Below are 13,790 nucleotides of genomic sequence, written 5' to 3'. Positions count from 1 at the left end.
TCCCGCTCAGGACAGCGCGTCCTCCAGCGCCTTCACGAAGGCGGGGATGTCGTCCGGGTTGCGGCTGGTGATGAGGTTGCCGTCGACGACGACCTCCTCGTCGGTCCAGGTGCCACCCGCGTTGCGGACGTCATCGGCGAGGGTGTGGAAGCTGGTGAGGTTGCGGCCGCGGGCGAGCCCCGCCGACACGAGGAGCCAGGGGCCGTGGCAGATGACCGCCAGCGGCTTCTTGTCCTCCATGACCCGGCGCACGATGTCCTGTGCCGTCCGGTCGATGCGGATCCGGTCGGCGTTCACGGTGCCGCCGGGGACGACGAGCGCGTGGATCCCACCGGCGTCCAGGTCGTCGAACGAGCCGTCGACCTCGACCTTCTGCGTCGGCTCGGTGTCGCCCTGGACGGCCTGGATGGACTCGCCCGTGTCCGAGTAGATCCGCACGGTCGCGCCCGCCTCGCGGAGCGCGTCGCGCGGCTCGACGAGCTCGGGCTCCTCGACGAAGTCGGTCGCGATGATGGCCACGGTCTTGCCGGTCAGGTCGCTCATGGCGGGCCCGTACCCAGCCGGGCGGGCCGGGAATCAGAGGTGGCCGGCGGCCGCCCTCAGGAGCGGGAGCGCCCGGCGTACCCAGCCGGGAGTGGCGCCCGCGAGCCCGCACGCCGGGGTCAGCACCAGCCGCTCCCCCACCTCGTGCGGGTCGAGGCCGAGCATGTCCAGCCAGCGCAGCACCGACTCGGTCACCTCGGCGTCGGTGGGGTCCTGCGCCGGATCGGTCGCGGGCACCACCCCGAGGGCAACGGTCTCACCGCGCTCGAGCGCCTCGCCGAGCGTGTCGTGGTCGGCGGCCGAGAGCACGGCGAGGTCGACCGACAGCCCCCGCGCCCCGGCGCCGCGCAGCAGGCCGAGCGGCGTGCCGGGCGCGCACGTGTGCACCCACGGCTCGGCGCCCTCCTCGGCGGCGGCCTCCAGCACCCACTCGAGCGCCGCGGACGCCTCGGGGTGCGCCACGCTGCGGTGCTGGTGGAACCCGGACGCCGTGGGGACCCGCCCGTCCAGGACGGCCGCCAGGGCCGGCTCGTCGACCTGCACCACGAGCCGGTCGACGCCGGGCAGCCGGCGCCGTACGTCGGCCACGTGCGTGCGCAGCCCCTCGGCCAGCGCCTGGGCCAGCTCGCGCCGGGCGCCCCGGTCGCCGAGCACCTTGTCGCCGCGCGGCCGCTCGACGGTCGCGGCGAGCGTCCAGGGGCCGGCGACCTGGATCTTGAACGCACCGGTCAGCCCCTCGGCCCGCTCCTCCAGCGCGTCGAGGTCCTGGGCGAGCAGGCTGCGGGCGCGGCGGTGGTCCAGGCCGGGGCCGCTCCCGGTCAGCCGCCACCCGGCCGGCTGGAGGTCCGCCCCGAGCTCGGCGACCACGGCCAGCCCGCGGCCGGTCATGGTGGCGGCCGGCCCGCGCGCCGGGAGCTCGGGGAGGTGCGGCAGGTCGGGGAGCTCCCCGAGCACGAGGCGCAGGGTCTCGTCGAAGTCCTCGCCGGGGTAGGACCCGACACCCGTCGCCACCGTCATGCGGTCGCCGCGATCGTCGCGGAGCCGACCACCCGGGTCCCGTCGTACAGGACCGCGGCCTGGCCGGGAGCGACGCCGTACGCCGGCTCGAGCAGCTCGATCTCGACCGCGTCCCCGACCCGCACCCGGGCCGGCAGCTCGGCGCCGTGGGCGCGGAGCTGGACGGTGCCACTCAGGTCCGTGGGCGCGGTGCCACACCACCGCGGGCGGACGCCGGTGAGCCGGCGCACCGCGAGCCGCTCGCGCGGCCCGACGGTCACCGTGCCCGACACCGGCTCGATGTCGAGGACGAAGCGGGGCTTGCCGTCCGGTGCGGGCCGGCCCAGCCGCAGGCCACGGCGCTGGCCGATCGTGAACGCGTAGCTGCCCTCGTGGGTGCCGACGACCTCGCCGGCCTCGTCGACGATGGTCCCGCCGTGGTTGGGCGCCCGGTCGCCGAGCTTCTCGCGCAGCCAGCCCGCGTTGTCGCCGTCCGCGACGAAGCAGATGTCGTGGCTGTCCGGCTTGTCGGCGACCAGCAGCCCGCGCGCGGCGGCCTCGGCGCGGACCTCGGCCTTGGTCGACCCGCCGAGCGGGAACAGCGAGTGCGTGAGCTGCTGCTGGTCGAGCACCCCGAGGACGTAGGACTGGTCCTTGCCGTGGTCGGCGGCGCGGTGCATCTCGACCACCCCGTCGGCCCCCGCGCGCAGCTGCGCGTAGTGACCGGTGGCGACGGCGTCGAACCCGAGCGCGAGCGCCCGGTCCAGCACGGCGGCGAACTTGATTTTCTCGTTGCACCGCAGGCACGGGTTGGGGGTGCGGCCGGCGGCGTACTCGGCCATGAAGTCCTCGACCACGTCCGCGTGGAACCGGTCGCTGAGGTCCCAGATGTAGAAGGGGATGCCGATCACGTCCGCGGCCCGGCGCGCGTCGTTGGCGTCCTCGATCGTGCAGCAGCCGCGCGCGCCGGTGCGGTACGACTGCGGGTTGCGCGACAGCGCGAGGTGGACCCCGGTGACGTCGTGCCCGGCCTCCGCGGCGCGCGCCGCGGCGACGGCCGAGTCGACGCCGCCGGACATGGCCGCGACGACTCTCACTTCGCCCTCACTTCGCCCTCGCTGCCCTCGCCCGCTCGATCACGGGGACGATCGCCTCGACGACCGCGTCCACGTCGGCGTGGGTGGTGGTGTGGCCGAGCGTGAACCGGAGCGAGTGCCGGGCCTGGTCCTCGTCGCAGCCCATCGCGAGCAGCACGTGCGAGGGCTGGGGTACGCCGGCCGAGCAGGCCGATCCGGTCGAGCACTCGATGCCGCGGGCGTCGAGCAGCATCAGCAGCGAGTCGCCCTCGCAGCCGGGGAAACCGAGGTGGGCGTTGCCGGGGAGCCGCAGCGTCGGGTGCCCGTGCAGGTGCGCCTCCGGCACCGCCGCGGTCACCCGCCGCACCAGGTCGTCGCGGAGCGCGCCGATGCGCGCCGCATGCTCGGCCTGCTGCTTCACGGCGAGCTCGACCGCGGCCGCGAACCCGGCGATCGCCGGGGTGTCCAGCGTGCCGCTGCGGATGTCGCGCTCCTGGCCGCCGCCGTGCACGAGCGGGCTGACCTCGACCTCGCGCCGCACGACCAGCGCGCCGACGCCGTACGGACCGCCGAGCTTGTGCCCGGTGAGCGTGAGCGCGTCGACCCCGGAGGCGGCGAAGTCGACCGGCACGTGGCCGACCGCCTGCACCGCGTCGGTGTGCACCGGAATGCCGTGCTCGGCGGCGATCGCCACGACGTCGTCGATCGGCTGGAGCGTGCCGACCTCGTTGTTCGCCCACATCACCGAGATCAGCGCGACCGAGCCGGGGTCGCGCTCGATCGAGCCGCGCAGCGCGTCGACGTCGAGCCGGGCCCGCTCGTCGACCGGCAGCAGCTCGACCTCGGCACCCTCGGTGTCGGCCAGCCAGTGCAGCGGGTCGAGCACGGCGTGGTGCTCGATCGCGGTGCTCAGGATGCGCCTGCGGCGCGGGTCCGTGGCGTGTCGGGCCCAGAACATGCCCTTGACCGCGAGGTTGTCGGCCTCGGTGCCGCCGGAGGTGAAGACGACCTCGCCCGGGCGGCAGTTCAGCGCCTGTGCGATGGTCTCGCGGGACTCCTCGACGATCCTGCGTGCGTGCCGGCCGGAGGCGTGCAGCGAGCTGGGGTTGCCGACCTCGAGCAGGTGCGCCGTCATCGCCTCGACCGCCGCGGGGACCATCGGGGTGGTCGCGGCGTGGTCGAGGTAGACGGTGCGGCCGGTGTCGTGCTCAGTCATCGCGTCCTCCAGCCTACTTGCGGGCCACCACGGCAACGACCGCCCGGTGGTCGCTGCCCGGGATCGCGACCGTGTGCTGGCCGAGCGCGGCCAGCCGCGGCCCCACGAGGACGTGGTCGACCTGCGCCACGGGGAAGGCCACCCCGGGGATCACCGACCAGCGGTCGGTGGCCGGCCAGGTCGGCTGCCAGCCCTGGTTGAGGAGCTCGCCGACGTCGCGGTAGCCGGCCGCGGCCAGGGTCCGCATCGGGGCGTGGTCCCCGGTGGCGTTGAAGTCGCCGAGCACCAGGTCGGCCTCGTGGTCCTCCACGGCCGCGAGCAGCGCCGCGTGGTCGTCGCTCCAGATGTCCGGCTGGGTCGGTGCCTGCGGATGCGCGGCGACCACGGTCAGGTCGCCCCAGGCCACGATCCAGCCGTCGTGCCACGTGCCGGTCCGCTCCGCCGGGCCCAGCTCGGTGCGCGAGAACACCATCGTCCCGGCGCCCCCGCTCGCCGGCCGGCCGACGCGGTACGGCAGCAGGCCCGCGATCCCGGACCGCTCCATGTCGGCCAGGTCGGCGGCGCTGACCTCCTCGACGACCAGCAGGTCGACGTGCTCCTCCCCCGCGATCCGCACCAGCTCGATCGCGTCGCCGTCCTCCTGCGCGATGTTCGCGGTCATCACCACGAGCCGGTCCGCACCGTCGGGCGGCGGGGGGTTCGCGCCCGTCACCTGCGGGGCGAACCACCAGCAGTGCAGGGCGAGCCCGGCGACGGCGACGCCGGCCAGCGCCCCCGTCCACCAGCGACGCGCCAGCAGCAGCCGGACGCCGAGCAGCGCCGCGGCCGCGCCGTACAGGACGATCGCCAGCGGCGTGCAGCCCTCGACCAGCAGCCAGAAGGAGACGTGCGGCTCGGCGACCCGGGCGAAGGTCAGGGCGAGCGCCGGTAGCAGGACCAGCGCGACGGCGGCCCAGAAGGCCGCCCGGCGCCCGTTCAGAGCAGGACGAGGTCGTCGCGGTGGACGACCTCGCGCTCGTACTCCGCCCCGAGCTCGCGCTTGAGCTCGTGCGAGGAGCGCCCGAGCAGGGCCGGGATCTCCTCGGCGTCGAAGTTGACGATCCCGCGCGCCACCGGGGTGCCGTCGGGGGCCGCGAGGTCGACCGGCTCGCCGGCGTGGAACGTGCCCTCCACCCCGGTGATCCCGGCCGCCAGCAGCGAGGCGCGCCGCTCGACCACGGCCTTGACCGCACCGGCGTCCAGCACCAGGGTGCCCTTCGGCTCGGTCGCGTGCGCGAGCCACAGCAACCGGGTGGGGCGCCGTCGGCCCGTGGGGTGGAACAGCGTGCCGACCCGCTCCCCCGCCAGCGCCGCGCCCGCGCGGTCGGCGGAGGTCAGCACGACGGGGATGCCGGCGCCGGTGGCGATCCGGGCGGCGTCGACCTTGGTCTGCATGCCGCCGGTGCCGACCCCGGCCGAGCCGCTCTTGCCGATCCGGACGTCGGACAGGTCGTCGACCGACATCACCTCGGGCAGCAGGGAGCTGTCGGGGTGCTCCGGGTCGGCGTCGTACAGGCCCTCCACGTCCGAGAGCAGCACCAGCAGGTCGGCGTGCACGAGGTGGGCGACCAGCGCCGCCAGCCGGTCGTTGTCGCCGAACCGGATCTCGCTGGTCGCGACCGTGTCGTTCTCGTTGACGATCGGCAGCACGCCGAGCTCGAGGAGCTTGGCGAAGGTCTGGTAGGCGTTGCGGTAGTGCGAGCGACGGGTCACGTCGTCGACGGTCAGCAGCACCTGGCCGGCGATCACGCCGTGCCGGGCCAGCTCCTCGGTGTAGCGGTGCACCAGCAGGCCCTGGCCCACCGACGCCGCCGCCTGCTGGGCCGGCAGGCCGCGCGGCCGCCTCTTCAGCCCGAGCGGCGCGAGGCCCGCGGCGATCGCGCCCGAGGACACCAGCACCACCTCGGCCCCGCCGGTCCGCAGCTTCGCGAGGACGTCGACGAGCTCCCGGACGCGGCCGGGGTCGATGCCGCCCGCGGCGGTGGTGAGGGAGGAGGACCCGACCTTGACGACGACCCGCTTCGCCCCGGTCACCTCGGTGCGCACGCTCATTCCCCCGGGTCGTCCTCGGCCCAGTCCGGGTCGTCGGCGCCGCCGATCTCGTACGACGACGGGCCGTACTCGTCGGGGCGGTCCAGCCGCCGCGCGACGTCGGCGCGGGTCTCGCCCTCGCCGCGCTCGTCCATCGCCTCGTCGATCGCGCGGCGCCGGCGCGCGGCGGGGCGGGAGTCGTCGAAGCGCTGGTCCTCGCCGCGGCGGCCCAGCATCTCCGCGCCGGCGTCGATGCCCGGCTTGAAGTCGAACACCACCGCGTTGTCCGGGTGGCCGATCAGCACCGTATCGCCCTCCACCGCGCCGAGCTCGACGAGCCTCGTCTCGACGCCGAGCCGGTTGAGCCGGTCGGCGAGGAACCCCACGGCCTCGTCGTTGCTGAAGTCGGTCTGGCGCACCCAGCGCTCGGGCTTCTCGCCGCGCACCCGCCAGGCCCGCTGCCCTGAGCCTGTCGAAGGGTCGCCGGTGTGCTTGACGGTGAACTCGTCGCTGCCGTCCGCGGAGGGCGGCCGCAGCACGATCCGGGTCGCCTCCACCGTCGGCTTCGCGGCGCGCGCGGCCTCGACGATGGCGGCCATCGCGAAGGTCAACTCGCGCAGGCCCTCGCCCGACGCCGCAGAGACCTCGAAGACCCGCAGGCCGCGCCCGGTCAGCTCGTCCACGACGAACGACGCGATGTCGCGCCCGTCCGGGACGTCGACCTTGTTCAGCGCCACCAGCCGCGGACGGTCCTCGAGCCCGCCGTACCGGCCCAGCTCGTTCTCGATCACGTCGAGGTCGTCGACCGGGTTGCGGCCCGGCTCGATGCTCGCGGTGTCGATGACGTGCACGATCGCCGCGCACCGCTCGATGTGGCGCAGGAAGTCGTGGCCGAGGCCGCGCCCCTCGCTCGCCCCCTCGATCAGGCCGGGCACGTCGGCCACGGTGAACGTGGTGTCGCCGGCGGTGACCACCCCGAGGTTCGGGACCAGCGTGGTGAACGGGTAGTCGGCGATCTTGGGCTTCGCGCGCGAGATCGCGGCGATCAGGCTGGACTTGCCCGCGCTCGGGAAGCCGACCAGGCCGATGTCGGCGACCACCTTCAGCTCGAGGACGATGTCGAGCTCGTCGCCCGGCTCGCCGAGCAGTGCGAAGCCGGGCGCCTTGCGCTTGGACGAGGCCAGCGCGGCGTTGCCGAGCCCGCCCCGGCCGCCCTGGGCCACCACGAGCTCGGTGCCGGGGCCGACCAGGTCGGCGAGAACCGTCCCCGCCGTGTCGGTCACCAGGGTGCCGTCCGGAACGGGGAGCACCAGGTCGGAGCCGTGCGCGCCGTTGCGGTGCGCGCCGGCGCCGTGCCCGCCGTGCTCGGCGCGGCGCTGGGGGCTGTGGTGGTAGTCCAGCAGCGTGGTGACGTCGGGGTCGACGCGCAGGATCACCGAGCCGCCCGGGCCGCCGTTGCCGCCGTCGGGGCCGCCCAGCGGCTTGAACTTCTCGCGGTGCACCGACGCGACACCGTTGCCGCCGCGCCCGGCGCTGACGTGCAGCGTCACGCGGTCGACGAAGGTCGGGACGGCCATGGTGCCTACTCTCTCGGAACTCTGGGGAAATGACAGAACGGGCGCCCCGCATGGGACGCCCGTGCTGTGGTGGAGCTGGGTGCGAGCGTCAGATCACTCGCCCGGAACGATGTTCACGACGCGACGACCGCGCCGCGTGCCGAACTCGACGGCACCCGCGACCAGCGCGAACAGGGTGTCGTCGCCGCCGCGGCCGACGCCGCTGCCCGGGTGGAAGTGCGTCCCCCGCTGGCGGACGATGATCTCACCGGCGTTGACGACCTGGCCGCCGTACCGCTTGACGCCGAGCCGCTGCGCGTTGGAGTCGCGGCCGTTCTTGGTGGACGCCGCGCCCTTCTTGTGTGCCATCTCTTCAGTCCTCAGTAATCGTCAGGAATCGTCGGGGATCGTCGTGCGCTGCGATCAGGCGTTGATCGCGGTGACCTTGACCTGGGTGTACTTCTGGCGGTGACCCTGGCGCTTCTTGTAGCCGGTCTTGTTCTTGTACTTCTGGATGACGATCTTGGGGCCCTTGGTGCCGCCGAGGACCTCGGCCGTCACGGAGGACTTGCCGAGCTTCGCCGCGTCCGAGGTGACCGTCTCGCCGTCCACGACGAGGACCACCGGGAGGGTCACCGATCCGCCGACCTCCGTCGCGATCTTGTCGATCTCGATGACGTCGCCGACGGCAACCTTCTGCTGGGTGGCGCCTGCGCGCACGATCGCGTACACCGCGGTCTCCTTCGTCGATTCCAAGCTGTTCGGGTTCTGGGGCGCAACGCTCCGGCGGCGCCGCACAGACTGGGCGCGCTCGAGAGCGCGCGCCGAGGATCAATACTAGGGGCTCACGGTCGCTCGGCAAAACCGGCGGCGACCAGGGCGTCCCCGAGGGACGTCCTCCAGTACAGCACCTCCCGGCCGGAACGCCGACGCACCACCGCGCCGGCGTCCAGCAGCACCCGCAGGTGGTTGCCGACCGCCCCGACCGGGAGCCCGGTGATCGCGGCGAGCTGGGTGGTCGAGCGCGGCTCGTCGAGCAGCACCAGCACCCGGGCCCGGTTGGGGCCGACGAGCCGGGACAGGCCGTCCGCGGCCGGGCCGTCGGCCCCCGCCTGGGCGCCGGTGACCGGGTAGACGATCGCGAACCGCTCGGGCAGGTCCCACGCCACCCACTGGCCGTGGCCGTGCACCGGCACGAAGGAGAGCTCCCGGGCGTCCGAGAGGTCGCGGGTGGGCAGGTCGTAGGCGTTGATCTGGAGGTGGCCCCCGCCGCGCCACTCCATCCGGCGGCCCAGCGTGGGGACCACGCCCGCCCAGCCCTGGGTGGCCAGCCGCGCGGTGCGCGAGACGATGTCCGCCTCGAGCACGCGGCGCCGCCGGGGCCAGTCGGCGGCGACGGTTGCGGTCCACACCCAGGTGAGGATCTCGCCGGTCGCCCGGCGCAGGCCGCCACGCTCCAGGACCGCCGGGAGCGGTACGCCGGGACGCATCGTGCGGATCTCGGCCCGGATCCGGCCGTCGTCCCACGCGTCGAGCTGCGCGAGCTCGGCGTCGAAGGGCGCTCCGGGTCCGACGGGCGGCGGGGTCAGGAAGTCACCCATCCAGCCGGGGACGCTCCCGCGCCGGGGCCGCCACAGCCAGCCGGACAGCGCGGCGCGGACCGGGTCGCCGTCGATCATCTCGGCGTACGCCTCCTGGTGGGCGGCGCGGAACGCCCGCTGCCACGGCACCCCGGGCGGGTCGGGAGCGCTCAGCACGGTGAGCGCCGCGACGGTCTCGGCCAGCGGCGAGACCTGGAACCTGCTCCGCGCGAGCAGGTCCGCCGGCACCACCCACGTCCCCATGTTTCGCCTACTCGCGAATCATTGTCGCCCCCGGCCCGCGGATCCGCAGACTCCTCGTCGTGCCGACCTACCGCGAGCTGTTCTCGATCCCGGAGTTCCGGGTGCTGTTCGTGAACCGGTGCGTGGTGATGCTGTCGGTCGCCGCGTCCGGCCTCGCGCTGGGCACGATCACCTACCGGGCGACCGGCTCGCCGGTGCTCACCGCCCTGGCGATGTTCGGCGGCCCGCTCGTCTCGCTGGTCGCCTCCCAGCTGCTGCTGGCGTCCTCGGACTCGGTCCGGCCGCGCACCGCGCTGATGTGGCAGATGGCGGCGCCGGCGGTCGCGAACGGCCTGCAGGCCGTCCCCGGGATGCCGTGGCAAGGCCGGTTCGCGCTGCTGGCGATCCCGTACGTCGTCAACGCGATGTTCTCCGGCACCCAGTGGGTCGTCGTCCGCGACGTGGTGCCGGAGGGCTCGTTCGTGCTCGCCCGGTCGGCGCTGAACCTGGCCGTCGGTGGGATGCAGGTGGTCGGGTACGGCCTCGGCGGCCTGGCGCTGCTGTGGCTCTCGCCGCGGGACCTGTTCCTGGTGGCGGCGCTCGCCGACGCGGCCTGCCTGGTCAACGTCCGGCTCGGGCTGCGGGACCGGCCGGCCCGCGGCCGGGGCGCCGGCAACGTCGTGCGGTGCACCGTGCGGGTGAACCGGGCGCTGCTGGGCTCGGCCGTCACCCGGCCGTTGTACGTCGCGATGTGGGTGCCGAACGGCCTGGTCGTCGGGGCGGAGGCGCTGTACGTCCCCTACGGCCACGGCCCGGTCGCGGGCTACCTGTTCGCCGCCGCGGCCGCGGGGATGATGCTCGGCGACCTGGTCGTCGGCCGGTTCGTGCCGCACCGCCTGCGGGACCGCCTGATCGGGCCGCTGCGCATCACGCTGGCGGCGCCGTACCTGCTCCTGCTGCTGGCGCCGCCCCCGGCGGTGACCGTGGTCGTCGCGTTCGTCGCGTCGGTCGGGTACGCCGCGAGCCTGCCGCTGCAGGAGCGGCTGTTCGCGCACACCGACGCCGCCGTGCACGGCCAGGCGATGGGGCTCTACGGCACCGGGCTGATGGTCTGGCAGGCCGTCGGCGCGCTGATCGGCGGCCTGGTCGCGACGGCGGTCTCCCCCGCGCACGCGATGGGGGCGATGGCCGTCGCGTCCGTGGTGGTCACCGCCGCGAACACGCCGGGGCTGCGGCGCTCGGCGCCGCAGCCGGAGCTCAGCGCTTCCGCGCGCCCTTCTTCTTGATCGGGACGTGCTCGACGTGGTGCTCCTCGTCGGTACCCGGCTCGGCGGCGCCCGTCCCGGGCTCCACGATCCCGTCCTGCGGCGGAGCGCCGACGCTGCCGGCCGTGCCGACCGGCGGCGGCAGCTCGTCGGTCGCCGGCGGTCCGGCGGGCCGGCTGGCCGCGCGCCGACGGGTGCGCGTCACGACCTTCGGCGGCTCCGGGGCGGCCGGTGCCTCCGCGACCGGTTCCGCGGTCTCGGCGGGCTCGGCCACGGGTGCGGTGATCTCGACGGGCTCGACCGGTGCGGTCACGTGCTCCGGCTCGCCGGCCGGCCGGCTGGCGCTCCGGCGGCGGCTGCGGGTGGTGACCTTCGGCGCCTCCGGCTCGGGGCTCTCGGCGGCCTCGGCGGGCTCGGCGGGCTCGGCCACCGGCGCGGGGGTCTCGGCGGGCTCGGCGGGCTCGGCCACCGGCGCGGCGGCCTCGACCGGCTCGACCGAGGCCTCGGCCGCCTCCGGCTCCGGCTCCGGCTTGGCCATCGCGGCGACGTCCTTGGGCGACGGCGCCGCCTTCGGGGACTCCTGCTGGCCGGAGTCGCTGCGACCGCGGCGACCGCGGCGGCCGCCGCGACGGGACTCGTCGTCCCCGCCACGCTTGGCCTCGACCGGGTGCTCGTGCACGATCAGCCCGCGGCCCTGGCAGTGCTCGCAGGTCTCGCTGAACGCCTCGAGCAGCCCGGTGCCGATCCGCTTGCGGGTCATCTGCACCAGGCCCAGCGAGGTGACCTCGGCGACCTGGTGGCGGGTGCGGTCCCGGCCCAGGCACTCGACCAGGCGGCGCAGCACCAGGTCCCGGTTGGACTCCAGCACCATGTCGATGAAGTCGACGACGATGATGCCGCCGATGTCGCGCAGCCGGAGCTGGCGGACGATCTCCTCGGCCGCCTCCAGGTTGTTCTTGGTGACCGTCTCCTCGAGGTTGCCCCCGGAGCCGGTGAACTTGCCGGTGTTGACGTCGACGACGGTCATCGCCTCGGTACGGTCGATGATCAGCGAGCCGCCGGAGGGCAGCCAGACCTTGCGGTCCAGGCCCTTGGCGATCTGCTCGTCGATGCGGTACTCCGCGAACACGTCGGCCTTGCCGCCCCGGCCGTGCTCGCCCGGCTCGTACCGCTCCAGCCGCGGCTCGAGGTCCGGCGCGACGTGCTGGACGTAGCCCTGGACGGTGTCCCAGGCGTCGTCGCCCTGGATGACCAGCTTGGCGAAGTCCTCGGTGAACAGGTCGCGGACCACCTTGAGGGTCAGGTCCGGCTCGCCGTACAGCAGCTGCGGCGCGCTGCCCTTGGCCTTGCGCTCGATGTCCTCCCAGCGGGCCTTGAGCCGCTCGACGTCGCGGGTCAGCTCCTCCTCGCTGGCGCCCTCGGCCGCGGTCCGGACGATGACGCCGGCGGTGTCCGGGACGATCTCCTTGAGCAGCGCCTTGAGCCGGTTGCGCTCGGTGTCGGGGAGCTTGCGGGAGATCCCGCTGGTGGTGCCGTCGGGGACGTAGACGAGGAACCGGCCGGCCAGGCTGATCTGGCTGGTGAGCCGGGCGCCCTTGTGGCCGATCGGGTCCTTGGTGACCTGCACCAGCACGGTCTGGCCGGAGGAGAGCACCGACTCGATCTTGCGCGGCTGGCCGTCCTTGTGGCCGAGCGCGGACCAGTTGACCTCGCCGGCGTACAGCACCGCGTTGCGGCCCTTGCCGATGTCGACGAACGCGGCCTCCATCGAGGGCAGCACGTTCTGCACCCGGCCCAGGTAGACGTTGCCGATCAGCGAGGTCTGGGACTCGCGGGCCACGTAGTGCTCGACGAGCACGCGGTCCTCGAGCACGCCGATCTGGGTGAGGTCCTCGCGCTGCCGGATCACCATCACCCGGTCGACGGACTCCCGGCGGGCCAGGAACTCGGCCTCGCTGACGATCGGGGCGCGGCGGCGGCCGGCCTCCCGGCCCTCGCGGCGGCGCTGCTTCTTGGCCTCCAGGCGGGTCGAGCCGGAGACGGCGGTGATCTCGTCCTCGGCGGACCGGCGGCTCCGGACGCGGGTGACGGTGTTGTCCGGGTCGTCGGAGCTGTCCCCGCCGTCGTCGCCCGACCGGCGCCGGCGGCGCCGGCGGCGGGTCGAGGTGCTCTCGCCCTGGCCCTCCTCGGCCGGAGCGGACGCCTCGGCGGTCTCGTCCGCGCCGTCCTCGGCGCCCTCCTCCGCCTCGTCGGCGTCGGCCTGCGTGTCGGCGCCCTCGGCGTCGCCGCCGGACTTGCGCCGGCGGCGGCCACCGCGGCGCCGGCGGCGCCGGGCGTTGCCGGATCCCTCGCCGCCACCCTCGCCCTCGGCGGCGGTCTCGGTGGCACCCTCGCCCTCGGCGGCGGTCTCGGTGGCGGTCTCGGTGTCCTCCGCCTCGGCGGGGGGCTCCTCGGCCGGCGCCTCGGGCTCCGGCGCGGCCTTCTTCGTGGTCTTCTTCGCGGCGGCCTTCTTGGCCGGGGCCTTCTTGGCGGCGGCCTTCTTCGCGGGCTTCTCCCCGGGCGTCTCCGGGGCCTGGAACAGCACCGCGGGCGCCGCCGGTCCGCCGTCGGAGTCGGTGCCGCCGTCGGCGAGCGCGTCGCCCTGCGGGGCCTCGACGGCCTCCTCGGCCGGCTTCTTCTTCGCCGTCCTCTTCGCGGGGGCCTTCTTGGCCGCGGACTTGCGGGCGGCCGTCTTCTTCGCCGGCGGCGCGGCGTCGTCCGCGGCGGGGAGCTCGACGTCGAGGGTGTCCGCGGAGGGGGCCTCGGCGGGGGCGGCCTCGGGGGCGGCCTTCTTCGCGGCCGCCTTCTTGGCCGTGGTCTTCTTCGCGGCCGCCTTCTTGGCGGTGGCCTTCTTGGCGGCCGCCTTCTTCGCCGGCTTCTCGGCGGCGGCGGCCTCGGGGGGCGCCGCGGCGGTCTCGGGGGTGGTGTCTTCTGCTCCGGCCCGGAGGTCGTCGGCCATGTGTTGCACTCCTAGCGCCCCGCGCTGTGCGCCCGGGCGGTCCGACGTCACCAGCCCGGGTCCTCAAGGCGGGGTGACGCAAAGCCTTCGTGTGGCGACGACGCTCTGTGCGCCACCTGCCGCGGTCGCCGGGCCCTCAGTCAGGAACTGTGGTGGGTCGCTGTCACCGACCTACCGGGCCGCGTCGCGGTCTGGCGTCGTACGTGGGTACGTCATCGAGTCGTCCCGGACGGCTGCCCGGTGCGAC

12 protein-coding genes are annotated in these 13,790 nt (G+C 74.7%); 1 reads left to right on the top strand and 11 read right to left on the bottom strand.

Annotated features, from left to right (window positions below; genetic code table 11):
- Window positions 1–6 precede the first annotated feature (6 nt).
- The 10 genes from ABD086_RS22600 to ABD086_RS22555 all read right to left on the bottom strand — a co-directional run bounded on the left by ABD086_RS22600 (window position 7) and on the right by ABD086_RS22555 (window position 9,301).
- Window positions 7–543 (bottom strand): type 1 glutamine amidotransferase domain-containing protein, encoded by a 537-nt coding sequence (locus ABD086_RS22600; protein ID WP_343910439.1) that lies wholly within the window; start codon window positions 541–543, stop codon window positions 7–9.
- Window positions 544–576: 33 nt separating this feature from the next.
- On the bottom strand, window positions 577–1,560 hold the full coding sequence (locus tag ABD086_RS22595) for a uroporphyrinogen decarboxylase/cobalamine-independent methonine synthase family protein (protein WP_343910437.1): 984 nt from the start codon (window positions 1,558–1,560) through the stop codon (window positions 577–579).
- On the bottom strand, window positions 1,557–2,636 hold the full coding sequence (gene mnmA, locus ABD086_RS22590; RefSeq protein WP_343910435.1) for a tRNA 2-thiouridine(34) synthase MnmA: 1,080 nt from the start codon (window positions 2,634–2,636) through the stop codon (window positions 1,557–1,559). The genes ABD086_RS22595 and mnmA overlap by 4 nt, the downstream gene beginning before the upstream one ends.
- 7 nt (window positions 2,637–2,643) lie before the next feature.
- On the bottom strand, window positions 2,644–3,831 hold the full coding sequence (locus ABD086_RS22585) for a cysteine desulfurase family protein (protein WP_343910433.1): 1,188 nt from the start codon (window positions 3,829–3,831) through the stop codon (window positions 2,644–2,646).
- 13 nt (window positions 3,832–3,844) lie between these two features.
- Window positions 3,845–4,492 carry an endonuclease/exonuclease/phosphatase family protein gene (locus ABD086_RS22580; protein WP_343910431.1) on the bottom strand — a complete coding sequence of 216 codons (648 nt, stop codon included), beginning with the start codon at window positions 4,490–4,492 and terminating at the stop codon, window positions 3,845–3,847.
- Window positions 4,493–4,806: 314 nt separating this feature from the next.
- The gene (proB, locus tag ABD086_RS22575) at window positions 4,807–5,922 is read right to left on the bottom strand and encodes a glutamate 5-kinase (RefSeq protein ID WP_343910429.1); all 1,116 of its coding nucleotides are present in this window, start codon (window positions 5,920–5,922) and stop codon (window positions 4,807–4,809) included.
- Window positions 5,919–7,478, bottom strand: a complete 1,560-nt coding sequence (gene obgE, locus ABD086_RS22570) for a GTPase ObgE (protein WP_343910427.1) — start codon at window positions 7,476–7,478, stop codon at window positions 5,919–5,921. The genes proB and obgE overlap by 4 nt, the downstream gene beginning before the upstream one ends.
- A 93-nt stretch (window positions 7,479–7,571) precedes the next feature.
- Window positions 7,572–7,826, bottom strand: a complete 255-nt coding sequence (gene rpmA / locus ABD086_RS22565) for a 50S ribosomal protein L27 (protein WP_343910425.1) — start codon at window positions 7,824–7,826, stop codon at window positions 7,572–7,574.
- Between the two features lie 54 nt (window positions 7,827–7,880).
- Complete coding sequence (rplU, locus tag ABD086_RS22560; RefSeq protein ID WP_343910423.1) at window positions 7,881–8,189, bottom strand: 50S ribosomal protein L21; 309 nt, start codon at window positions 8,187–8,189, stop codon at window positions 7,881–7,883.
- A gap of 113 nt (window positions 8,190–8,302) precedes the next feature.
- Complete coding sequence (locus ABD086_RS22555; protein WP_343910421.1) at window positions 8,303–9,301, bottom strand: ArsR/SmtB family transcription factor; 999 nt, start codon at window positions 9,299–9,301, stop codon at window positions 8,303–8,305.
- 59 nt (window positions 9,302–9,360) lie between these two features.
- On the opposite strand from ABD086_RS22555, the gene ABD086_RS22550 reads away from it, so the two are divergent.
- Window positions 9,361–10,566 carry an MFS transporter gene (locus tag ABD086_RS22550; protein WP_343910419.1) on the top strand — a complete coding sequence of 402 codons (1,206 nt, stop codon included), beginning with the start codon at window positions 9,361–9,363 and terminating at the stop codon, window positions 10,564–10,566.
- Here ABD086_RS22550 and ABD086_RS22545 read toward each other — a convergent pair.
- Window positions 10,538–13,543 (bottom strand): Rne/Rng family ribonuclease, encoded by a 3,006-nt coding sequence (locus ABD086_RS22545; protein WP_343910417.1) that lies wholly within the window; start codon window positions 13,541–13,543, stop codon window positions 10,538–10,540. The genes ABD086_RS22550 and ABD086_RS22545 overlap by 29 nt on opposite strands.
- Window positions 13,544–13,790: the final 247 nt, after the last annotated feature.

This window comes from Nocardioides aquiterrae (genome assembly GCF_039526625.1).
In the GTDB taxonomy this organism is placed as follows: domain Bacteria; phylum Actinomycetota; class Actinomycetes; order Propionibacteriales; family Nocardioidaceae; genus Nocardioides; species Nocardioides aquiterrae.
Note: the sequence above shows the minus strand (reverse complement) of the source record. Positions and strands in the feature narration are given on the sequence as shown.